At 59.6% G+C, this 21,602-nt stretch carries 18 protein-coding genes and 3 tRNA genes; 12 read left to right on the top strand and 9 right to left on the bottom strand.

From position 1 onward, the window contains the following. Positions 1–135 precede the first annotated feature (135 nt). The 4 genes from GRI44_RS04090 (at position 136) to GRI44_RS04075 (ending at position 1,980) form a co-directional block, all read left to right on the top strand. Positions 136–396 carry a hypothetical protein gene (locus tag GRI44_RS04090; RefSeq protein WP_160600148.1) on the top strand — a complete coding sequence of 87 codons (261 nt, stop codon included), beginning with the start codon at positions 136–138 and terminating at the stop codon, positions 394–396. After that, positions 393–983, top strand: coding sequence for a cell division protein ZapA (gene zapA, locus GRI44_RS04085; protein ID WP_160600147.1), 591 nt, complete (start codon positions 393–395; stop codon positions 981–983). The genes GRI44_RS04090 and zapA overlap by 4 nt, the downstream gene beginning before the upstream one ends. 210 nt (positions 984–1,193) lie before the next feature. Next, positions 1,194–1,775 (top strand): 5-formyltetrahydrofolate cyclo-ligase, encoded by a 582-nt coding sequence (locus GRI44_RS04080; protein WP_160600146.1) that lies wholly within the window; start codon positions 1,194–1,196, stop codon positions 1,773–1,775. Beyond that, entirely contained in the window at positions 1,768–1,980 is a 213-nt protein-coding gene (locus tag GRI44_RS04075; protein ID WP_160600145.1) for a DUF2842 domain-containing protein, read from the top strand. Before GRI44_RS04080 ends, GRI44_RS04075 begins: the two co-directional genes overlap by 8 nt. A gap of 95 nt (positions 1,981–2,075) precedes the next feature. Here GRI44_RS04075 and GRI44_RS04070 read toward each other — a convergent pair. Next, positions 2,076–2,152: transfer RNA gene (locus tag GRI44_RS04070), tRNA-Asp, on the bottom strand. Positions 2,153–2,350: 198 nt separating this feature from the next. Here GRI44_RS04070 and GRI44_RS04065 point away from each other — a divergent pair. Beyond that, the gene (locus GRI44_RS04065) at positions 2,351–2,809 is read left to right on the top strand and encodes a hypothetical protein (protein WP_160600144.1); all 459 of its coding nucleotides are present in this window, start codon (positions 2,351–2,353) and stop codon (positions 2,807–2,809) included. Between the two features lie 94 nt (positions 2,810–2,903). On the opposite strand, the gene GRI44_RS04060 is transcribed toward GRI44_RS04065, so the two are convergent. The 4 genes from GRI44_RS04060 to GRI44_RS04045 form a co-directional block, all read right to left on the bottom strand. Continuing rightward, positions 2,904–4,235 (bottom strand): dihydrolipoamide acetyltransferase family protein, encoded by a 1,332-nt coding sequence (locus GRI44_RS04060; RefSeq protein ID WP_160600143.1) that lies wholly within the window; start codon positions 4,233–4,235, stop codon positions 2,904–2,906. 5 nt (positions 4,236–4,240) lie between these two features. After that, complete coding sequence (locus GRI44_RS04055) at positions 4,241–5,302, bottom strand: alpha-ketoacid dehydrogenase subunit beta (RefSeq protein ID WP_160600142.1); 1,062 nt, start codon at positions 5,300–5,302, stop codon at positions 4,241–4,243. Further along, positions 5,299–6,600, bottom strand: coding sequence for a 3-methyl-2-oxobutanoate dehydrogenase (2-methylpropanoyl-transferring) subunit alpha (locus tag GRI44_RS04050; RefSeq protein WP_160600141.1), 1,302 nt, complete (start codon positions 6,598–6,600; stop codon positions 5,299–5,301). Before GRI44_RS04050 ends, GRI44_RS04055 begins: the two co-directional genes overlap by 4 nt. A gap of 96 nt (positions 6,601–6,696) precedes the next feature. Further along, positions 6,697–7,683, bottom strand: a complete 987-nt coding sequence (locus GRI44_RS04045; RefSeq protein WP_160600140.1) for a thymidylate synthase — start codon at positions 7,681–7,683, stop codon at positions 6,697–6,699. Between the two features lie 109 nt (positions 7,684–7,792). On the opposite strand from GRI44_RS04045, the gene GRI44_RS04040 reads away from it, so the two are divergent. Then, positions 7,793–7,869, top strand: a tRNA-Pro gene (locus GRI44_RS04040). A 33-nt stretch (positions 7,870–7,902) separates the two neighbouring features. Here the strand turns inward: GRI44_RS04040 and GRI44_RS04035 are convergent. After that, entirely contained in the window at positions 7,903–8,358 is a 456-nt protein-coding gene (locus GRI44_RS04035; RefSeq protein WP_160600139.1) for a DUF3429 domain-containing protein, read from the bottom strand. 39 nt (positions 8,359–8,397) lie between these two features. On the opposite strand from GRI44_RS04035, the gene GRI44_RS04030 reads away from it, so the two are divergent. Together GRI44_RS04030 and GRI44_RS04025 are read left to right on the top strand one after the other, a co-directional pair. Further along, on the top strand, positions 8,398–9,780 hold the full coding sequence (locus GRI44_RS04030) for an ABC1 kinase family protein (RefSeq protein WP_160600138.1): 1,383 nt from the start codon (positions 8,398–8,400) through the stop codon (positions 9,778–9,780). Beyond that, a complete protein-coding gene (locus tag GRI44_RS04025) occupies positions 9,777–10,253 on the top strand; it encodes a low molecular weight protein-tyrosine-phosphatase (protein WP_160600137.1) in 477 nt (158 codons plus the stop codon). Before GRI44_RS04030 ends, GRI44_RS04025 begins: the two co-directional genes overlap by 4 nt. Here GRI44_RS04025 and recG read toward each other — a convergent pair. Next, positions 10,250–12,307: an ATP-dependent DNA helicase RecG gene (gene recG, locus GRI44_RS04020; RefSeq protein WP_160601264.1), complete on the bottom strand. Its 2,058-nt coding sequence runs from the start codon at positions 12,305–12,307 to the stop codon at positions 10,250–10,252. The two genes, GRI44_RS04025 and recG, sit on opposite strands and share 4 nt — an antisense overlap. 76 nt (positions 12,308–12,383) lie before the next feature. Here recG and GRI44_RS04015 point away from each other — a divergent pair, with 76 nt between their 5' ends. After that, positions 12,384–12,662: an FAD assembly factor SdhE gene (locus GRI44_RS04015; RefSeq protein WP_160600136.1), complete on the top strand. Its 279-nt coding sequence runs from the start codon at positions 12,384–12,386 to the stop codon at positions 12,660–12,662. Between the two features lie 37 nt (positions 12,663–12,699). After that, positions 12,700–16,179 (top strand): transcription-repair coupling factor, encoded by a 3,480-nt coding sequence (mfd, locus tag GRI44_RS04010; protein WP_160600135.1) that lies wholly within the window; start codon positions 12,700–12,702, stop codon positions 16,177–16,179. Here mfd and GRI44_RS04005 read toward each other — a convergent pair. Further along, a complete protein-coding gene (locus GRI44_RS04005; protein ID WP_232842964.1) occupies positions 16,176–17,492 on the bottom strand; it encodes a bifunctional diguanylate cyclase/phosphodiesterase in 1,317 nt (438 codons plus the stop codon). The two genes, mfd and GRI44_RS04005, sit on opposite strands and share 4 nt — an antisense overlap. Positions 17,493–17,675: 183 nt before the next feature. Between GRI44_RS04005 and GRI44_RS04000 the strand changes: the two genes are divergently transcribed. Together GRI44_RS04000 and GRI44_RS03995 are read left to right on the top strand one after the other, a co-directional pair. Then, complete coding sequence (locus tag GRI44_RS04000; protein ID WP_160600133.1) at positions 17,676–18,464, top strand: NAD kinase; 789 nt, start codon at positions 17,676–17,678, stop codon at positions 18,462–18,464. 85 nt (positions 18,465–18,549) lie between these two features. Further along, a tRNA-Asn gene (locus GRI44_RS03995) sits at positions 18,550–18,624 on the top strand. 192 nt (positions 18,625–18,816) lie between these two features. Here GRI44_RS03995 and secA read toward each other — a convergent pair. Then, positions 18,817–21,564, bottom strand: coding sequence for a preprotein translocase subunit SecA (gene secA, locus GRI44_RS03990; RefSeq protein ID WP_160600132.1), 2,748 nt, complete (start codon positions 21,562–21,564; stop codon positions 18,817–18,819). Positions 21,565–21,602: the final 38 nt, after the last annotated feature.

Genomic DNA, 21,602 nt, shown 5'->3' with positions numbered 1-21,602 from the left:
GCGGACCACCGTGCCAAGGTCAAGGATAGCGCCGCACCCCATCCCCAAACTGGCCCACGGATGCCCGGCCCAAGCTGGCCCTGCAAGCCAAAAAACCAGCCCGCACAGCCATGTGCATAGATTTTATCAACAGGCATGGCCAAGCCTTTGCACAACATGGAAAGTTGTAGTATTTTGCAACGCATGAATGAACAGCGGATAGAGCAGGCCGTCCAACGGATCGAGGCGGCCTTGGGCCGCATCGCGCAGCTTGCCGAAAATAAAGTTTCTGCGCCCGTGCAGGCACCACCCCCAACATCGGTTTCCGGACTGGTGGTGAAGCACGAAGCGCTGCGCGATACTGTGGCCAGCAGCCTCAAGGAAATTGATGCCTTGCTCGAAAGGCTGGAGAAATGAGTGAAGTCACACTCACTATTGGCGGCAGGCGGCACACGGTTTCCTGCGCTGCAGGCGAAGAAGCGCATATTGCAGAGCTTGGCGACATCATCGATGCCAAGCTGAAGCAAATGGGCGCGGCAGCTTCTCAGGATTCCAAAAATCTGCTGTTTGCGTCACTTTTGCTGGCAGACGAATTGCATGAAGCGCGATCCGCCAGCAGCGCTGCGCCGGTTGAACCAGACGAAAACGGTCCCGGCCAGATACAGGCGCAACTGGCAGAACTGGAACGGGCTGCGGCGCAAAAGGATGCCGAACTTGCGGACGCTCGGTCAGCGGCGGCCGATGAAATCAAGACCTTGCAGGCGCAAGTTAGCGAATTGCTTGCGCAGAAGGAAAGCGTTCGCGCTGCCAATGAGGGATTGCAAGCCGAGTTCAAAGCGCTCGAGAATGAGCGCGATGCCCTTGCTGCTGCGGCGCTTTCAGCCGAGCAAACTCCGCCGCAGGACAGCGGCGCACATGCTGGTTGGGGTCAGGGCGATCTTGCCCCTGCCCTCGAAAGATTTGCAGATTTGCTCGAAAATTGTGCGGATAAGCTTGAGGGTTAGGCGGTAAGCGCCTAAATAGGGGTTGGCGGGACTGCCCGGCACGAGCCAACGAACATCCCTGAGGCTATAAGCATTCCTAAGGGAGCTGTCCCTGTCCGAGGTAACGTGGAATGCACGGGGCCTCGAGGCATATGGCGCCCACCTGACGTTTTCGCGTCAGAGGATCTCCAGGCAAGACCCATGGTGGTTCCGCCACTTCATCATGGAAGAATGCAGTTGATCAGCAAACAAAGCCTGCGCCGCTCGCTGCGCGAAGCCCGCCGCGACCATGTGGCTGCCATCCCCGACACCGTGCGCGCATTGCTGTTCAAACGGCCCCCAGGCCCCTTGTTCAGCCTGATTCCCGATGGCGCGGTCATCGGCCTTTATCATGAAGGCGATGCCGAAGCGCCGATGGCAAGCTATGGCCGGTTTTTTCTCGAGGCGGGTCATACCCTTGTCCTGCCACGCATGGATGATGCAGGCGCGATGGAATTTCGCCGCCACACAGACCCATTCGAACATAGCGATCTGATTGATGGGCCCCACGGCATCATGCAACCGGCTGCCGATGCCGAATTGGCCGCGCCCGACGTGCTTTTTGTGCCTTTGCTGGGTTTTACAGCAGCAGGTGCGCGCATTGGTCAGGGCGGCGGCCATTATGACAGGTGGCTGGCAAACCATCCGGAAAGCATTGCCATCGGCATGGCCTGGGATGGCCAGCTGGTGGATGACATGCCGCTGGAGCCTCACGACATGCCGCTGCGCGCAATTGTGACGCCCACGCGCCTTTACGGCCCGTTCGATGCGTGACGGGCCAACCTGGCGTATCCCTGTCGGGATATTGGCGCTTCTTTTCGCGATCATGATCTACGCTGTCGGCGTGATGTGGGCAGGCCAATGGATCGGCCAGCTGCATGTGCTGCTGCAGACAGCCATCTATCTTGTGCTGGGTATCATCTGGCTGCTGCCGCTGCGCCGCTTTCTCATCTGGATGGAAACCGGGCGCTGGGGCTGACGCAGGCTGTTTAGCCGCGTCATCACGCATGATAAAGCTGCGCGCCCGACAAAGCGCGGAGAGTAGCTTAAGTGAAGTGTCTGGAGGCGCCCAAGTGGCGCGAGTGACGGGACTTGAACCCGCGACCTCCGGCGTGACAGGCCGGCGCTCTAACCAACTGAGCTACACCCGCGCAAACGACCTGAGCCGCTTGGGAAGCAGGCCACTAGGGTAGCTGCGCGAGGCTGTCAACGCCGAACAGCAGCAAAAATCACCTCTTTTTGCATCAAAGTGAAAAGAGCCGGATTTGCTGGGCCGTTAACCATATTTTTGTGCCTTCCTGCGAGGGATCGGTGCGCGCCTTCAAGGCGTGATCTGGGGGATAGCTGGAATGAGAATCGGCATTTTGCTTGGCGCTGGTGCGGCGATCATCGCATCTGCGGTGCAGGCTCAATCGACATTGGGCACATCGCGCGCGGTTTACGTCGAACGCGTGGCCAATCTGACCGACGGACGAATGATGCGCGCCATCGAGCCCGCGCAGGGCCTCAGGTCAGGTGACCGTGTGGTGTTGATGGTCGAATGGCAAGCAACGCCCGCGCCCGATGGGTTGACCGTCGCCAGCGCAGTGCCGCGTGCGCTCGCCTTTCAGCGCAGCAGCAAGGATGAAGTGGAAATTTCCGTTGATGGCGGGAAAAAATGGGGCAAACTTGGCCAGATGCGGATCAGGGACGGGAATGCCGTGCGCCTGGCGTCGCCAGAAGAAGTGACCCATTTGCGCTGGCGCGTGGGGGCCAACCAGCGCGGCAACGCCGCCAACCGGCTGACCTACAGCGCCATTGTTCGATAGGAATACGCTAGGCGTGCGCCAGGCGTGCGCTAAACCCGCGCAAACGCGCCAGTGCCAAGTTTTACCAGCAATTTCGAGCTAGGTGCCCTGCCCGTCAATCGGACAGGATCAATACCGGCGTTTCGAGCAGCTTCTTTACTTCCTGGATGAAACTGGCAGCGTCATACCCGTCCACGACGCGATGATCGCAGCTGATCGAAATGTTCATCAGCTTGCGCTTTTCGATCCGCTCACCGCCCATTCCGTCAGCCACGAACATGGGGCGTTCGACAATCCGGTTTGGCCCGATAATCGCCACTTCCGGCCGGTTGATAACCGGAGTGGTGGCAACCCCGCCTAACGGCCCGAGCGATGTCAGCGTCAGCGTGGAGCCAGACAGATCGCTGGACTTGGCAGAACCATCACGCGCGGCCTGTGCAAGCCGCCTGATCTCATTGGCAAGCTGCCACAGGTTCTTCGCCTGCGCATCGCGAATGACAGGGACCATCAGGCCGGTGTCGGTCTGCGTCGCCATGCCCAGATGCACAGCGCCGTGCCGGGTGATGACATTCGCCTCGTCATCATAACGCGCATTGATCATCGGGAAATTCGGCAGCACCTTGCAGAATGCCGCAATCAGCAGCGGCATCATCGTCAGCTTTGGCTTGTCACCGCGGCCTTCGTTCAGTTGCGCGCGCATGCGTTCCAGTTCGGTCACATCGCATTCTTCGACATAGGTGAAATGCGGAATGTGACGCTTTGCCGCGGCCATGTTTTCCGCAATGCGGCGGCGCAGGCCGATAACCTTGATGGTTTCATCTGCGCGGGCCGCGCTTGATGAACCAAACCCCTTCGCGCCGTTGTACGACAGGAAGGCGTCTAGATCGGCGTGGCGAATCCGGCCATCATCTGCGGGACGGATTTCAACCAGATCAATACCAAGATCACGGGCGCGCTGGCGCACTGCCGGGCTGGCCAGAACCTTGGCTTGTACAGAATGCTCGTGTGCGGCGGCAACTGGTTCAGAAACAGCCACCGGTGCAGGTGCAGCTTCCTTGGGCGCAGCTTGCGCGGCATCATCTGCATCCGATGCGTCAGGCGTTTCCACTTCGATCCGCTGTTCAACGGCGGGGTCTTTTGGCGCCGGCGCCAATGCAGGTGCCGCGCTCTCGCCTGTATCAGTGCCTGTATCGCCAGCAGCTTCATCTTCAACTTCGATGACGACCAGCATGGAACCAATGGCGATCACATCGCCCACTTCCCCTGCCACGGCCACGACCTTGCCGGTGACCGGGCTTTCCATTTCCACGGTCGCCTTGTCGGTCATCATATCGGCGATCTGATCGTCTTCTTCGATCCTGTCGCCGATTTTCACGTGCCAGCTGACGATTTCCGCCTCGGCAATGCCTTCGCCAATATCGGGAAGGTTGAAAGTGAAAAGAGCCATGCCGATCAGTCCTTGAGCAATTTGTCGATGGCCTCGCCGATGCGGACGGGACCGGGAAAATAAGCCCATTCGAGGCTGTGCGGATAAGGAGTGTCAAAGCCGGTCACACGGTCAACCGGCGCTTCCAGATGATAGAAGCAGCGTTCTGTCACCAGTGCCGAAAGTTCCGCGCCGAAACCGGCCGTGCGGGTTGCTTCATGCACGATCAGGCAGCGGCCTGTTTTCCTGACCGATTTTTCAATCGCTTGAATATCGAGCGGAACCAGAGTGCGAAGGTCGAGGATTTCGGCATCCACGCCCTTGGCCGCGCAGACCGCTTCGGCGACATGGACCATGGTGCCATAAGTCAGCACGGTCATCGCCTCGCCTTCCTGCACAATGCGAGCCTTGCCCAGCGGAATTTTATAATAGCCTTCCGGAACCTGGCTGTCGCGATGCTTCTTCCACGGCTCTACCGGCTTGTCGTAATAGCCGCTGAAGGGGCCATTATAAATCCGCTTGGGCTCGAAGAAGATGACCGGATCATTATCCTCGATTGCCGCAATCAGCAGTCCCTTGGCATCATGCGGGGTGGAGGGAATGACCGTCTTCAGCCCCGCAACATGGGCAAAAATCGCTTCCGGGCTCTGGCTGTGGGTCTGGCCGCCAAAGATGCCGCCGCCAAATGGCGAACGCACTGTCATGGGCGCGATATATTCGCCCGCCGAACGGTAACGCAGGCGCGCCGCTTCGGAAATCAGCTGGTCGAGGCCGGGGTAGATATAATCCGCAAACTGGATTTCGGGCACCGGCCGAAGCCCGTAGGCACCCATCCCCACTGCAACGCCGATAATGCCGCATTCGGAAATGGGCGTATCAAAAACGCGGGTCTTGCCGTGTTTTTCCTGCAGACCGGCAGTGGCGCGGAATACCCCGCCAAAATAGCCAACGTCTTCACCCATGATGACGACACCAGGGTCGCGCGCCAGCATGATGTCGAGCGCTTCATTAATCGCTTCGATCATGTTCAACCGGCGCGTATCTTCTGTCACGACCGGATCTCTGGAGGATGCTTCCTGAACGCTCATTGCGGGCGACCTTCCGGAAATTTGACTTCTCTTTCGTGGATCGCCTGCTTGCTTTGTTCAACCAGATGCCAGGGCAGTTCCTCGAACACATCTTCGAACATGGTGGCAAAGGGATGGTGCAGGCCATGGCCAAGAATGCCGTTCTTTTCGGCGTCCTTGGTGGCGGCTTTCACTTCTTCCGCGCACGCCAGGTCCATCGCCGCATGGCGGTCTTCGTCCCACTCACCCAAAGCGATGAGGTGCTTTTTCAAACGGTTGACCGGATCGCCCAGCGGCCATTCCTCTGTCTCCTGCGCCGAACGATACTGGCTCGGATCATCAGATGTGGAATGCCCTTCGGCGCGATAGGTGAAATGTTCGATCAGGGTCGGCCCGCCATTGGCCCGTGCGCGGTTGGCCGCCCAGCGTTCTGCGGCATAGACCGCCAGTGGGTCATTACCATCCACGCGGATGCCGGCAATGCCATAGCCGACAGCGCGGGCGGCAAAGGTGGTGCGCTCTGCGCCAGCGAACCCTGAAAAGCTGGAAATTGCCCACTGGTTGTTGACCACATTCAGAATGACCGGAGCATTATAGACTGCCGCAAAAGTGCAGGCGGAATGGAAATCACCCTCTGCCGTGGACCCTTCACCGACCCAGGTGGCCGCAATCCGGCTGTCACCCTTGATCGCGCTGGCCATGGCCCAGCCTACAGCCTGCGGCGTTTGCGTGGCCAGATTACCGCTGATTGAAAAGAAGGAATGTTCGCGGCTGGAATACATGATGGGCAGTTGCCTGCCTTTCAGCTTGTCACCCCGGTTGGAATAGATCTGGTTGATCATCTCCACCAGTGAATATCCGCGCGCAATCAGGATTCCCTGCTGCCGGTAACTGGGGAACACCATGTCATCAGAAGCAAGCGCCATCGCGGCTGAGATCGACGTCGCTTCCTCACCGGTGCATTTCATGTAGAAGCTGGTCTTGCCCTGCCGCTGGCCGCGATACATGCGCGCGTCAAATGCGCGGACCATGGCAAAATGGTGCAGCATCTGGCGCAAGGTATCAGCGTCCAGCTTGGGATCCCATGGGCCGTGCGCCAGGTCATCATCGCCCAGCACGCGAACCAGATCCAGCGTCAGCGGTGCAGTTTCCGATGCGTGGCACGCTTCATCAGGCCGGGGCTGCGCGCCGGCTTGCGTAACGGCAATATGTGAAAAATCGACCGCATCGCCGGGGCGATAGGTGGGTTCCGGGACGTGAAGCGACAGGACCGGCTTGTTGCGGCCTTCCTGCGCTGTTCCCTCGGGCCTGTCGGCCATAAAATGCTCTCCCAAGCGTGAGACGTAATCTTTTAACGCGGCGATATTTTATTTCACGCAGGCGCTTTGGTCAAGTGGTCACACCGACACCGCACACTACACCGCAACCGGCGCTTTCAGCGGGCCTTGCGGATCATATCCGACAACCTCGAAATCGTTGATAGTATATTCAAAAATCGATGGCGGGCGGCGCAGGATATTCAGCACCGGCGCGCCTGCCGGCTCGCGGCTCAACTGCGTTGTGACCAGCTGTTCGTGGTTCAGGTAAAGATGCGTATCCCCGCCCATCCACACCAGTTCGCCCGGCTCCAGATCGACCTGCTGCGCAATCATGCGCTGAAGAAGGGCAGCAGACCAGAGGTTGAACGGCAGGCCCAGCGCCACATCGCAGCTGCGTTGATAAAGTGCGCAATTCAGGCGGCCATCCGCGACATGGAATTGATAGGTCTTATGGCATGGCGGAAGCGCCATCTGGTCCAGTTCGGCCACATTCCAGCCTTCGATAATGTGCCGCCTGCTGGCCGGGTTCTCGCGGAGAGACGTAAGCAGTTCCGCAACCTGATTGATGCCGCTCCCCTGGCGAAATTTCCCGTCTCCGTCTGCTTCATAGGTCGGCCAGTCGACCCATTGCTTGCCATAGACCGGGCCAAGGTCGCCCCATTGTTCGGCAAATTCCCTGTCTGCCACGATCCTTTCTGAAAAATCCTCCCGGTTGATGTCATTGCCCGTTGCTCGCCTGAACCGGTCCAGCGGCCAGTCCGTCCAGATCTGCACACCCTGCGCGCACAGGGCGCGGATATTGGTATCGCCGGTCAGGAACCACAGCATTTCGCGCGTCGCGGTTTTCCAGTACACCCGCTTGGTCGTCAGCAGCGGCATGCGGCCATCTGCCAGATCGAACCTGAGCATGGCGCCGAAAACTGAACGTGTGCCCACCCCCGTCCGGTCGCGCGTTTCACTGCCTTCAGCCCAGATGCGGCGCATAAGGTCCAGATATTGCCATTCAGGGTGGCGCCCAGCACTTGTCCCGCCCTCGGGGCTTGTTCGGGAAAAGGAATCGTCGGGCGTGGTGGTGGTGGCCATATCCCATCTCTAGCCGCGCATCTGGCCGCTTGCCACCCTGACTGTGCGCGATTATATCGCCGGCTCTGCCTCACCCACCCTGCCATCGCGCAGAGTGGTATCATCCGGTCGGGGAGTGGCGCAGTCTGGTAGCGCACTACGTTCGGGACGTAGGGGCCGGAGGTTCGAATCCTCTCTCCCCGACCAAATTTGGCTTTTGCCCCAGTTTCTTGCGGCAGATCAGCCGATGGACCACATGCCCATAATTACGGTAAGCGCGCCGAGGCCGAGCGAAAGATACCATCGCAGCCTGAGCCAGCCCGCGTCGCCCATGCCCAGTTTGCGATCAATGAGCGGCGACAGCATGATCAGCACGCCGAGCCAGAACAGTGACGGACCGGGCCAGTCCCATCCCAGTGTCCAGGGCAGAAAAAGCGCAAAACCGATCAGGCTTGGCAAGACCGCAATTCCCAGAACCATGGGCGAGACGCCATTACCTGACCCATCCTGCGATATGGCCTGCCCCCACCACACCCCGCCCAGAAAACTGAAGATGAGCGCGGCATATGCGTAACTGCCAGCCAGCGCGATCCAGCGCCATTCGCCGCCTTGCGCGACCAGAAAAACAGCGAGAAGCTGCGGGATGAGGCCGGCGAACCCTAGAATTTGCGCGGTACGCCCGATTTTTCCATCCATTGCGCTTGCCCCTGCCAATTGCTGCTCCATATCTGGTCCATGCCTGATGACAAAGACCCGAACAATGCCAGACCGGGTCGCCGCCGCGCGGTTCCTGCATCACGTTTGTCACGCCTTGGCGGCTTTGGCCGGTTGGCCACTGGCATCGCCGGGGGCATGGTGGCGGAAGGCGCGCGGCGCGCATTGCGCGGCGAATTGCCCAAGCTGGAGAACCTCATTCTGACGCCGGGCAATGCGATGCGGCTGGCGGACCGTCTTTCCCATTTGCGCGGTGCGGCAATGAAGCTGGGCCAGATGATCTCCATGGATGCAGGCGATTTTCTGCCGCCCGAACTGTCGGCAATTCTTGGTACCTTACGCGACCGCGCAAATTTCATGCCCGCACAGCAACTGGAACAAGTGCTGACGGGTGAATGGGGGCCCCAATGGCGCGGCCAGTTTACCCAATTCGACATGCATCCCATTGCGGCAGCGTCCATCGGTCAGGTCCACCGGGCAGTCACACATGACGGGCGCAGCTTGGCGATCAAGGTGCAATATCCCGGCATCCGGGAAAGCATCGATTCCGATGTGGATAATGTCGTTACGCTGCTGCGCATGTCCAACATGATCCCGCCACAACTGGATATTTATCCGCTGTTGCAGGAAGCCAAGGCCCAGTTGCACGAAGAAGCCGATTATGGCCGCGAGGGCGAGCAGATGAAGCTCTATGCCGCAAAACTGGCGAATGACCGGGGTTTTGTGGTGCCCACGCTGGATGATGCGCTGACGCGTGACCGGGTGCTGGCCATGAGTTTTGAACCCGGCGTTCCGATTGAAAGCCTGGCAACAGCCCCGCAGGAAACGCGGGACGATATTGCCCGGCGGGTCATCACGCTGGTGGCACGCGAATTGTTCGAATTTGGTGTGATGCAGACCGATCCCAATTTCGCCAATTACCGCTACAACCCTGCTACTGGCCAGATCGTTCTGCTCGACTTCGGGGCAACACGCGCCGTCACGCCGCAAGTTGCAAAAGCCTATCGCCGACTGCTGACCGCCGGGCTGGATAAGGATGCGCAGGAAGTTGTTGCAGCCTCGCTCGAGGCAGGGTTTGTGAACGAAGCCACGGTCACGCGGCACCGTGCGCGGGTTGATGCCATGACCGGCATCATTCTTGAAGAATTCCAGCGCGAGGGGCCGTTTGATTTCGGGGATCGCGCTTTTGTTTCGGTATTGCGGGATGACGGAATGACAATTGCCGCTGACCGGTCAAGCTGGCATCTGCCGCCGGCAGAGACACTGTTTGTGCAGCGCAAAGTCAGCGGCACTGCCTTGCTGGCGGCACGCCTGAAGGCCAAAGTGGATGTGCGCGCAATTTTGACCAGCGCACTTGGTCCCAAACCCGATGAAAAACACGCAAAGGCAAGGGCTGCGTCATGACGTCATCGCCTGCAATTCTGTTTGTCTGCCTTGGCAACACCTGCCGTTCGCCGCTGGCTGAAGCTGCATTTCGCAAGGCGGCAGCCGAAGCTGGCCTGATGGCAGAAGCGGATTCCGCAGGGACTGCTGCCTATCATATCGGCAGCGCGCCTGACACGCGCAGTATTGCTGTTGCCGCGCAAAACGGCGCGGACATTGCCGGCTATCGTGGCCGCCAGATCGCGCCGGAAGATTACCACCGCTTCACCCATATCTTCGCTCTCGATAGCGCCAATCTGCGCGATATCCGCCGACTTGCCCCTGATGCAGCAACCGCCACCGTGGCGCTTTTACTGGATGAGATTGACAGCCGGCGAGGCGCGGACGTGGCCGACCCCTATTACGGCGACGCTGCCGGATTTGCCGTGACCTGGGCTGAAGTGGACGCCGCCGCGCGGGCGCTGGTGAGACGTTTGATGGCGGAGGAGCCCTAGCCCCCGCGCAGCATTTGCACGCCCCAATCCCGTTCAAACAGATACAGCAGGATGCGCGCTGCTTCCCCGCGCGGCCCGGTCAGCCCGCCGTCACGTTCCATCAGGAGCCGCGCATCATCATGCGCCATGGGCAGCAGGCGGGTAATCTGGTCCAGCGTGGCAAGGCGAAAAGGCGTGTCGCCTGATTGCCGCGTGCCCAGCAATTCGCCGCCGCCGCGCAGGCGCAGATCTTCTTCGGCCAGCAAAAAGCCGTCCTGCGTCTCGCGCATCAGGGCAAGCCGCTGGCGCGCAGTTTCCGAAAGGGTCGGCCCGCGCAGCAGCAGGCAGGTGGATTTTTCGGAACCGCGCCCCACCCTGCCGCGCAGCTGGTGTAATTGCGCAAGGCCAAACCGTTCGGCCTGTTCAATCACCATCAGGGTCGAAGCAGGCACATCCACACCCACTTCGATGACGGTTGTGGCCACCAGCAATTTTGCCGCCCCGCTGGCGAAACGTTCCATTGCGGCGTCTTTCATGTCCGGTTTCAACTGTCCGTGCACCAGCACCACATCTTCGCCAAACCGTTCGTGCAAGCCGGCATAGCGCGCTTCTGCTGCGGCAATGTCGTCATTTTCATTGTCGCGGACCATCGGGCACACCCAATAGGCCTGCTGCCCGCTGGCGACATGGCGCGCCACCGCTTCCACCACATCGCCCAGCCTGTCCTGCGCCACCACCCTGGTATCGATGGCCTGCCTGCCGGGCGGCATTTCATCGAGGCGCGACACGTCCATTTCGCCATATTGCGCCAGCGTCAGCGTGCGCGGGATCGGCGTGGCAGTCATGGCCAATGTGTGGGGTGTGCGCTTGCCCTTGCTGGACAGCATCAGGCGCTGCGCCACACCAAACCGGTGCTGTTCGTCGATCACCACCAGCCCCAGATTGCGGTAATTGACCGCGTCCTGGAAAATGGCGTGAGTGCCCACTACCATGTCGATGCTGCCATCCAGAATTCCCATCAGGATGGATTGACGGGCCTTGCCCTTGTCACGTCCGGTCAGCAGCGCAACCTGCACGCCAGTCGGCGTTGCCATCGCCCGAAGGGTTTCGAAATGCTGGCGGGCGAGGATTTCGGTTGGTGCCAGCAATGCCGCCTGCGCGCCTGCTTCCACCGCGATCAGCATGGCTTCCAGCGCCACCACGGTCTTGCCCGCGCCCACATCACCTTGCAGCAGGCGCAGCATGGGCGCTTCCTGCTGCAAATCACCTTCGATTTCGGAGATCGACCGCTTCTGGGCGCCGGTCAGCGGAAACGGCAATTGCAGCTTGGCCCGCAGGCCGCCATCACCTTTCAGCGGCTGTCCCTTGCGCGCGCGGTTGTCCGCCCGCACCAGCAACAGGGCAAGGCTGTTGGCCAGCAACTCGTCATAGGCAAGGCGGTTTCGCGCTGCTTCATTTTCATTCTTGTGCGACAGTTTCAGCGCATCGGCCCATTCTGGCCAACCTTCCTTGGCCAGCTGGGTCGGCTCAATCCATTCCGGCAGGCTTGGAAGGCGGGCAAGTGACTGTGCCACCAGCCCCGCGATCCTGGGCTGGGTCAGCCCTTCTGACAGTGCATAGACAGGCTCGCTCAGCCGGGCCAGCGTGTCACCGCTTTGCGCTACGACATGATCGGGATGAACGATCTGCAGCATATCGCCATACCGGTCCAACCGCCCTGCCACCCATCGTTTTTCACCCGGCGGCAGCAGCTTTTTGGCGGTGTAGGACGCACGGCCAAAATAGGTGAGCGTGCAGATGTTCCCCGCATCATCTGCGGCCAGCACACGGTAGGGGCCGCGTCCTGATGCCGCGCGATGTTCGGTCGGAGTCAGCGCCACCACGATCTGTTCGCCCTCGCCCGCTTCGTCCAGCGTGGTCACCGCCCGCCGCGTGACGAAGCGTTCGGGCAAATGGAAAATGACATCGCGCACCCGCGACAGGCCCAGCTTTTCGAGCGGCTTTTTCATTTTCGGGCCAACGCCGTCCAGCACTTCTGTTTCGACGAACAGCGGATTGAGGACTTCGGGACGCATGGCCATTCTATAGCCGGATACCACGCCAATTCCATAGCCGCTTGCACGAAATTGGCTGGTGCCCTACCCGCGCCGGATGCCCGATAAAACCACCACTGAAACTCGTCTTGCACGCGCCAAGTTTCGCGGCTGGCACCGCGGAACGCGCGAAGCTGATTACATGATCGGCGGCTTTTTCGACCGATACCACCTATCATGGGGCGAGGATGAGCTGGCCTGGTTTGAAATGCTGCTGGATGAAGAAGACGTGGACATCATGGCGTGGGCGCTGAAAACGCAAGAACTGCCGCCCCACGTCGCAGGCCCGCAAATGGACCTGATGATGCGACTTGATTATGTGGATATCCCCCGCTGACGGGAACCCCCGCCGCGCTTGTCATTAGAAGCTGTTGATGCCTGATCTTTCCCGTATCCTGGCGGCCAGGGCGCCGCTCACCCTTTCTTCTGTTGCCCGCGGTGCGCAGCCACTGGTGCTCGCTGATCTGGCGCGTGCGTCAAAGGGGCGCGCCATATTTATCGCGGCTGACGATGCGGCCATGCGCGCTGTGTCCGAAACCGCGCATTTCTTCGCGCCGGAACTGGAAGTCATCGAATTTCCCGCGTGGGACTGCCTGCCCTATGACAGGGCCAGCCCTGCACTGACGGTCAGCGCAAAGCGTCTTTCGGCGTTGCACAGTCTGCAATCGGGCAAAGCCAGCAGCCAGTTGCTCGTCACCACAGTCAACGCCGTGCTGCAACGGGTGCTGACCCCGTTTCGGATCCGCGAATCCGTGCGCCTGTTCAAACCCGGTATAGAAATCGGCCATGCAAGCCTGTCAGCATTGCTGCAACGCCAAGGCTATTCGCGCACCGATACCGTGATTGACGCGGGCGAATATGCCGTGCGCGGGTCCATTTTCGATATTTTCCCATCGGGCCTGGAATCCGGTCTGCGGCTGGACTTCTTTGGCGACGAGCTGGAAAGCCTGCGCCTGTTTGATCCAGCCACGCAGATGAGCACAGGCATTGCCCCGTCCCATTTGCTGCTACCTGCCAGCGAAGCCTTGCTGGATGATGATACGATCAAGCGGTTTCGCGGGCGTTACCGCGAAATGTTTGGCGCTGCTGCCACGGGTGATCCCTTGTATCAGGCTGTCAGCGAAGGCCGCAGGCAGGCAGGCATGGAACATTGGCTGCCGCTGTTTGAAGACAAACTCGCCACCCTGTTTGACCATCTTGGCGCTGACGATCAGATCGTGATTGATGCCGGCGCCATTCCGGCAGGCGACGAGCGGCTGAAAGACATTGCCGATTACCACCAGTCCCGTCAGGCCGCTGCGGGCCAGAAAGCGGGCAGCTATCGGCCCATCAGCGAAGAAGCGCTGTATCTGACGCGGGGCGAATTCGAAGCCGTGCTGGCAGGCTGGCCCGTGCACCGCACCACCATATTTGCCGAGCCGGAAAGCGACAAAGCGCTGGATTTCGGGTTCGAATCGGCGCGTGATTTCACCCCCGAACGGGCGCGGGGCGACAATATTTACGCCGCCGCTGCTACCCATCTGCAGGCGCTGGGCAAGGCGGGCAAGCGACCGCTGCTGGCGACCTATTCCGCCGGCAGTCTGGCGCGGATATCGTCCATCCTGTCAGAAGCCGGCACGCCCACCGTCACTGCCGAAACATGGCAGGAAGCCTTGGGGCTGGCAGCCAAGGGTAAGCCGGTTGCCATGGTGCTGCCCCTGGAAAGCGGTTTTGCCAATGACCAGATGGAACTGCTGACAGAGCAGGATATTCTGGGTGACCGGCTGGTGCGCCGAAAGAAGAAGCGCAAGGATGCCGATGCGTTTCTGGCCGAATTGTCCGCCCTCAACAAAGGCGATCTGGTAGTCCACACCGATCACGGCATTGGCCGCTATCTCGGCCTTGAACCTATTTCTGCGGGCAAGAGCCTGCATGACTGCGTGATGCTGGAATATGCTGGCGGCGACAAACTGTATATTCCGGTTGAAAATCTGGAAGTGCTGTCCCGCTACGGTTCTTCGGAAGATTTTGTCCAGTTGGACAAATTGGGCGGCGAAGCATGGCAGCGGCGCAGTGCGCGCCTGAAGGAACGCATCCGCGAAATCGCTGGCGAATTGATGCGCACGGCTGCTGCCCGTGCCCTGCGCAAGGCACCGGTGTTGAGCGCGGACGAATCCAGCTTCAACCAGTTTGTCGATCGGTTCCCATGGGAAGAAACCGACGATCAGGACCGGGCCATTTCCGATGTTCTGGGCGATCTGGAAAGTGGCCGCCCGATGGACCGACTGGTGTGCGGCGATGTCGGCTTTGGCAAAACCGAAGTCGCCCTGCGCGCTGCATTTGTGGCGGCCATGAACGGGCAGCAAGTGGCCGTGGTGGCCCCCACCACCCTGCTGGCGCGCCAGCATTACACCAATTTTGCCGAACGTTTTGCCGGTTTCCCGTTGAAAGTGGGCCGCCTGTCCCGCCTGGTGCCTGCCAAGGAAATGGCGGACACCCGCAAGGAACTGGAAGCCGGCACGATGGATGTGGTGATCGGCACCCATGCCATCCTGTCAAAATCCACCCAGTTCAAGGATCTGGGACTGGTCATCGTGGATGAAGAACAGCGCTTTGGCGTTACCCACAAGGAAAAGCTGAAGCAGCTGCGCGCTGATGTCCACGTGCTGACGCTGACGGCCACGCCGATCCCCCGCACCTTGCAGATGGCGATGGCGGGCCTGCGCGAACTGTCCACCATCCAGACCCCGCCGGTCGACCGGCTGGCCGTGCGGACCTATGTGATGGAATGGGACGATATGGTGATGCGCGAGGCATTGCTGCGCGAACATCATCGCGGCGGACAAAGTTTCATCGTGGTACCGCGCATTGCCGACATGGCCGACGTGGAAGCATGGCTGCACGAACATGTGCCTGAAGTGAAAGCCATCAGCGCGCATGGGCAAATGTCGCCCACCGAAGTGGAAGAGCGGATGGGCGCGTTTTACGAGCGCAAATATGAAGTGCTGCTTTCCACCACGATTGTGGAAAGCGGGCTGGACATCCCGACTGCCAACACCATCATCATCCACCGTGCCGACCGGTTCGGGCTGGCGCAATTGTACCAGCTGCGAGGGCGGGTTGGCCGGTCAAAACTGCGCGCCTACGCCTATCTGACCACGCCCAAGGACCGGGCATTGTCGGAAATAGCGGAAAAACGCCTCAAGGTTCTGGGCGACCTCGACAGTCTTGGTGCCGGTTTCCAGCTGGCAAGCCACGATCTGGACATTCGCGGCGCGGGCAACCTGCTGGGCGATGAACAATCCGGCCATATCCGCGAAGTCGGGTTTGAATTGTATCAATCCATGCTGGAAGACGCGATTCTGGCAGTCAAGGCCGGCGACATGGGGCTGGAACGGCAGCGCGAAAGCGTCAGCCCGCAGATTACGGTCGACGCGCCGATCATGATACCGGAAGAATATGTGCCCGATCTGGCCGTACGCATGGCGCTTTATCGCCGCCTTAACGATGCACGGGACAAGGCTGAAATAGAAGCGATGGCCGCAGAAATGATCGACCGTTTCGGCGCCCTGCCCCAGCCCACCAGCAATCTCATCCGCCTTATCGAAATCAAGCATCAGGCCATCGAAGCCAATATTGCCAAGATCGATGTGGGCGCACGCGGCACGCTGGTCACTTTCCACAAGGATGATTTCCCTGATGGGCCGGGCCTGATTGCCTATGTGGACCGCCTGGCGGGCACTGCGAAATTGCGGCCCGATATGAAGCTGGTGATCAACCGCGCATGGAACGACCCGATTTCGCGCCTCAACGGCCTGTTCCAGCTGACCAAGGGCCTCGGCAATATTGCCAGAAAGGCGGCCCGGCGCGGCTAGGCCAGATCAGACCGGCTTTGCGCCAGTTGCATGAATGCTGCTGGTGACATGGGCGCGGCGCGAAAATATCCCTGATAGAAATCGCACCCTTCGGCAGTAATCCAGTTGCGCTGATCTTCGGTTTCGATGCCTTCCGCTATGGTCTGCAGGCCAAGCGCGCCCGCCATCGCGATCATGGCCCTGAAAACGGCCCTGTCCGTGGGTGTTTCCGTAATCCCTTCCACCATCGCGCGGTCGAGCTTGATGTAATCCAGCGGCAACAGCTTCAGATATCGAAAATTGCAGAAGCCCGCGCCAAAATCATCCAGCGCAACGCGGATGCCGAGCCCTCGCAGACCATTCAGCATGGCAGCAGACCGTTCCAGTTCACCCAGAAGAACATGCTCGGTAATTTCCAGCGTAGTGCGCTGCGCACTGAAGCCTGTTAATTCGATCATGCTTTCCATTTCGGACGCAAAGCCGGCAGCAGCCAGATCAGCGGGCGTGACATTGAGCGACAGGCGCAGATGTTGGGGCCAGGCCGCTGCTGCATGAAAGGATTTCTCGGCAATATGCCGCGACAATTGTGCCACGTGATCGGCCCGTTCGGCAATCCCAAACAAGGTCGACGCGCCAATCCTGCCAAGCATCGGGTGGTGCCAACGCGCCAATGCCTCGGCACCGACCAGGCAATCATCCGGCAGCGAAAATTGCGGCTGAAACACGATCTCAATTTCATCGCGGTCGAGCGCCGCGAGCAGATCTGCCTCAAGCTGCGCGCTTGAAATGCCGCGCGGCGCCACGCTGCCGTTGGACCAGACCATGCGCTGCCCATGCCGCCCCCTGATGTCATCGATTGCATCGCCAAGCAGGTCAAACACCATCTGCGGCCCTTCACCGGGCATGGCGCGCATCAATGCTATGCGCGGCCACAAACGCATCGTGCTGGCATCGCCTGCGCCCGAAATGGGGTGTGCCACGGCGTCGGCCAGCGCTTCGCCCAACCATTGCCAGCGTTCCCTGCTGCACGCTTCGCGCGCCGCAACCATGAAACTGCCGCCTGCCACGCGCGCGGCAATCCAGTCGCCCGCTGCAAATTCATCTTCAGCAAAATGCATGATCCGTTCGGCCACCGCCACCAGCGCGCCATCGCCGGCATCCTCGCCATAGGCCAGGTTGACCGCATCTATCCGGCCAAGACTGATCAGCATCACATGCACATGCGCAACCTGCCGAAACTGCGCTGCCTGCGCCTGCCACGCAGTCAGGCGTTCACGCATCGCGCCGGGCCCGGGAAGCCCGGTCAATGCGTCGCGTTGGTCATTGCCTATCATGCGCGGTCTGCTTGCCATCGGGCGCTCTTACAGGCTTACGGCGGGCACCGGTGCGAAATGTCTGGCGCGTTGCCAAATGGCACAGTGGTCCATAGGAGGTTAACCGGCATGGCTGCAGATCGGTCAACATTCGCGCTATCAACAATCGCTGCTCAACAGGGCAGCAGGGGGTAAATTTCCGTTTTGGCGAATAATCACGAGTTCACCCGTCTGGCCCTTCTGGCATCCGATACTGAAAGAGCAGAGGACGCCGAGGCAGAATTGCGCGAGGCGCATGACTGGGTTCCGCTGGATGAAGCAGAAGCAGTGGTGGTGCTGGGCGGCGACGGTTTCATGCTGCAGACCCTGCATCAAATGCTTGATGCTGACCGGGTCATTCCCGCCTATGGCATCAACCTTGGCACGGTCGGATTCTTGATGAACAAACATCGCAGCGCCGCCAATGTGCTTGCACGGATCAAGAAATCCCGTTCGATCGCAATCGCCCCGCTCAGGATGGAAGCCACCACGCAGGACGGCCAGCACCACAATTTCTGCGCCATTAACGAAGTGTCGCTGCTGCGTGAAACACGCCAGACCGCCAAGATTGAAGTGTCAGTCGAAGACAAGGTGCGGATCAAGGAACTGGTGTGCGACGGGGTGCTGGTGTCAACGCCGGCAGGCTCCACTGCATATAATCTTTCGGCCAACGGGCCGATCCTGCCGCTTGATTCCAATCTGCTGGCACTGACGCCAATCAGCGCATTTCGCCCGCGCCGGTGGCGCGGCGCCATCCTGCCAGACCGCAGCGCGATTCGTTTTCGGGTGCTGGAGCCGGAAAAACGCCCCGTATCGGCCGTGGCAGACCAGAAAGAATTGCGAAACATTGCCGAAGTATCGCTGCGCATCGCCCGCGAGGCGGAACTGACGCTGCTGTTTGACCCCGGGCACTCGCTGGATGACCGGATTGTGGCCGAACAATTCGTGGTTTGAACGGGAAATTGTGTTTCTTGAAAAAGTCAGGGTTGCCAAACGAATCTGCGCTGCATATAGGCGCACTCCTGTCCGCAAGGACTGCTCCCCGATAGCTCAGCGGTAGAGTAGGTGACTGTTAATCACTTGGTCGTTGGTTCGAATCCAACTCGGGGAGCCATCATTTCAGATGGCGGAAAATCAAAGGGCCGGGTCAGCGACAAGCTGACCCGGCCCTTGGTTTTTCACGCCCTGTTGAAGCTTGAAGCCCTTGGGGTTTTCAGGCCCCAAGGTTCCTAAGTCGCAAGATCCCTAAGCCCCAGGGTCTTCAGGCCCCCTGGGTTCAGGCAGCGGCCCCGTGCGGCTCCAGGACTTACGCGGCGGCCCCGTGACAATGCTTGTATTTGTTGCCTGAGCCGCATGGGCACTGGGCGTTCCGGCTGATGTCCATATTGGCGTAAGGATTATCCTTATTGGACCCGCCCGGCCCGAAAGCCGCACGTGCGGAGCCCGCCAGCGAACCGAACATGGCTTCCTGCCCTGCCGATCCATCGCCATCGTCAGAATTGTCGAGGCCGGTTAGCGGATCGACATGGCCGGTCAGGAAATCAGGAAGGTCCGGCAGCGATTCCTGTGCGGACGGGGTCATCCGCAATTCGCTTTTCAGGAGAATGCCGGTGATATCCTCGCGCAGCGCATCGAGCATTTGTTCAAACAGGCCAAATGCTTCCTGCTTATATTCGTTTATCGGCTGCTTCTGGGCATGAGCCCGCAAGTGAACCACCTGCCGCAGGGCGTCCAGCGTCGCCAGATGTTCTTTCCAGTGATGATCAAGCCGTTCAAGCAGGACGCCCTTTTCAACGCGCCGCCAGATAGCAGGATCGGCCGCTGCAATCTTGCGATCCATGATCTCATCCACCTCGGCACGGATGCGCTCCTCGATGATTTCGGGCTCGAGCTGGTCTTCCTCCATCCACTGATCGAATAGCGGTGTGATGCCCAGCACTGCTGCCGCTCGCACCTTCATGCCTTCGATATCCCACTGTTCCGGATAGGAACCGGGCGGGCACGCTTCGCCGACAATCGCATTAACCGTGTCGTGGCGCATGTCGACGACCACATCATCCACTGCGTCGCTGTCCATGATTTCGGCACGCTGTTGGTAAATGACTTTGCGCTGGTCGTTCATCACGTCATCATATTCGACGACCTGCTTGCGAATGTCATAATTGCGCGCTTCGACCTTTTTCTGTGCAGTTTCGATGGCCTTCGACAGCCATTTCGAACCAATCGCCTCGCCATCTTCCAGGTTGGAATTCATCATCCGGCTGAACAATGTATCCGGCCCGAAAATACGCAGCAAATCGTCTTCCAGGCACAGGTAGAAACGCGACAGGCCGGGATCACCCTGACGGCCGGAACGGCCCCGCAGCTGGTTGTCGATCCGGCGGCTTTCATGGCGTTCGGTGCCAAGCACGAACAAGCCGCCCGCAGCCAGAACCCGGTCCCGTTCGGCCCCTACTTCAGCCTTGATCTTTGCCAGCGCGGCATCGCGTTCCGGACCTTCAGCCACACCGGACAATTCGTCTTCCTCACGAAATTCGACGTTACCGCCCAGCTGGATGTCTGTGCCGCGGCCCGCCATGTTGGTGGCAATGGTGACTGCGCCCAAGCGGCCAGCCTGCGCCACGATATGCGCTTCGCTTTCGTGGAAACGGGCGTTCAGAACGGAATGCTTCACGCCTTCCTGATCAAGGAAATGCGACAGCAGTTCGGATTTTTCGATGGAGACCGTGCCCACCAGCACTGGCTGGCCGCTCTCGGCCTTTTCGGCAATCGCCTTGGCAATCGCTTTGAACTTGTCTTCGGTATTCTTGTAGAACTGGTCTTCTTCATCGATGCGTTTCACGTCCACATTGGTCGGGATCGTGACCACATTCATTTTGTAAATTTCCCAGAATTCAGCAGCCTCTGTCGCGGCTGTGCCCGTCATGCCAGACAGTTTGGGATACATCCGGAAATAATTCTGGAAGGTAATCGAAGCCATTGTCTGGTTCTCAGGCTCGATCTTGACGCCTTCCTTGGCTTCCACTGCCTGATGCAGGCCGTTGGACCAGCGGCGGCCATCCATCATACGGCCTGTGAACTCATCAATGATGACGATTTTGTCATCCTTGATGATGTAATCAATGTCGCGCTTGAACATGATGTTCGCTTTCAGCGCCTGGTCCAGATGATGGACGACCTGCGTATTTTCGACATCATAGAGATTATCGGATTCAAGCAGCCCTGCTGCAATTAGCATCTGCTCTACCTGTTCCGTTCCGTCTTCGGTCCAGGAGATGTTCTTCGTCTTCTCGTCTGCGTCGTAATAGCTGTCATCGATCTGTTTGACGATCGTGTCGATCTGCAGATAGAGATCGGTCTTGTCTTCGGTCGGGCCGGAAATGATCAGCGGCGTTCGCGCTTCGTCGATCAAGATGGAATCGACTTCATCGACGATGGCAAAGTTAAAGGGGCGCTGCACCATCTGGCTGCGTTCATGCTTCATATTGTCGCGCAGATAGTCGAAGCCGAATTCATTATTCGTGCCATAGGTGATGTCGGCGGCATAGGCATCGCGCCGTTCGAATTCGCCGATATTGGGGATGATAACCCCCACGGTCAGGCCCATCCATGTGTATAGCTGTCCCATCCATTCCGCATCGCGGCGGGCCAGATAGTCATTCACCGTGACCACATGGACGCCCTTGCCTTCAATGGCGTTGAGATAGGTTGCCAGCGTGGCGACCAGGGTCTTGCCCTCGCCAGTGCGCATTTCCGCGATTTCACCGCGGTGCAGCACCACGCCGCCGATCATCTGAACGTCGAAATGGCGCATGCCCAACACACGGATGGAAGCTTCGCGAACGGTGGCAAAAGCTTCCGGCGTGATGTCATCCAGCGTCTTGCCATTGGCCAGTTGATCGCGGAACTTCTGGGTTTGCGCCTGCAATTCGGCGTCTGTCAGAGCCTTGATCTGCGGTTCCAGCGCGTTAATCTGATTGACGATTTTGCCGATGGATTTGACGTAACGATCATTGGACGAGCCAAAGACGGATTTCACGAGTGCATTGATCATGGAATTATGGTCCTGTCGGGACTGGAATGTAGAGGGTA

Source organism: Allopontixanthobacter confluentis, from assembly GCF_009827615.1.
Classification (GTDB): domain Bacteria; phylum Pseudomonadota; class Alphaproteobacteria; order Sphingomonadales; family Sphingomonadaceae; genus Allopontixanthobacter; species Allopontixanthobacter confluentis.
Note: the sequence above shows the minus strand (reverse complement) of the source record. Positions and strands in the feature narration are given on the sequence as shown.

Bases quoted from the DNA above. Each gene is read 5' to 3' on its own strand.
- GRI44_RS04035 (WP_160600139.1), bottom strand. From the start codon at position 8,358: ATGGATGGAAAAATCGGGCGTACCGCGCAAATTCTAGGGTTCGCCGGC.
- mfd (WP_160600135.1), top strand. From the start codon at position 12,700: ATGCCTGATCTTTCCCGTATCCTGGCGGCCAGGGCGCCGCTCACCCTT.
- GRI44_RS04055 (WP_160600142.1), bottom strand. From the start codon at position 5,302: ATGAGCGTTCAGGAAGCATCCTCCAGAGATCCGGTCGTGACAGAAGAT.
- GRI44_RS04065 (WP_160600144.1), top strand. From the start codon at position 2,351: ATGAGAATCGGCATTTTGCTTGGCGCTGGTGCGGCGATCATCGCATCT.
- GRI44_RS04075 (WP_160600145.1), top strand. From the start codon at position 1,768: ATGCGTGACGGGCCAACCTGGCGTATCCCTGTCGGGATATTGGCGCTT.
- secA (WP_160600132.1), bottom strand. From the start codon at position 21,564: ATGATCAATGCACTCGTGAAATCCGTCTTTGGCTCGTCCAATGATCGT.
- GRI44_RS04050 (WP_160600141.1), bottom strand. From the start codon at position 6,600: ATGGCCGACAGGCCCGAGGGAACAGCGCAGGAAGGCCGCAACAAGCCG.
- recG (WP_160601264.1), bottom strand. From the start codon at position 12,307: ATGCGTCCCGAAGTCCTCAATCCGCTGTTCGTCGAAACAGAAGTGCTG.
- GRI44_RS04005 (WP_232842964.1), bottom strand. From the start codon at position 17,492: ATGATAGGCAATGACCAACGCGACGCATTGACCGGGCTTCCCGGGCCC.
- GRI44_RS04025 (WP_160600137.1), top strand. From the start codon at position 9,777: ATGACGTCATCGCCTGCAATTCTGTTTGTCTGCCTTGGCAACACCTGC.
- GRI44_RS04080 (WP_160600146.1), top strand. From the start codon at position 1,194: ATGCAGTTGATCAGCAAACAAAGCCTGCGCCGCTCGCTGCGCGAAGCC.
- GRI44_RS04015 (WP_160600136.1), top strand. From the start codon at position 12,384: ATGCCCGATAAAACCACCACTGAAACTCGTCTTGCACGCGCCAAGTTT.
- GRI44_RS04045 (WP_160600140.1), bottom strand. From the start codon at position 7,683: ATGGCCACCACCACCACGCCCGACGATTCCTTTTCCCGAACAAGCCCC.
- GRI44_RS04090 (WP_160600148.1), top strand. From the start codon at position 136: ATGGCCAAGCCTTTGCACAACATGGAAAGTTGTAGTATTTTGCAACGC.
- GRI44_RS04060 (WP_160600143.1), bottom strand. From the start codon at position 4,235: ATGGCTCTTTTCACTTTCAACCTTCCCGATATTGGCGAAGGCATTGCC.
- zapA (WP_160600147.1), top strand. From the start codon at position 393: ATGAGTGAAGTCACACTCACTATTGGCGGCAGGCGGCACACGGTTTCC.
- GRI44_RS04030 (WP_160600138.1), top strand. From the start codon at position 8,398: ATGCCTGATGACAAAGACCCGAACAATGCCAGACCGGGTCGCCGCCGC.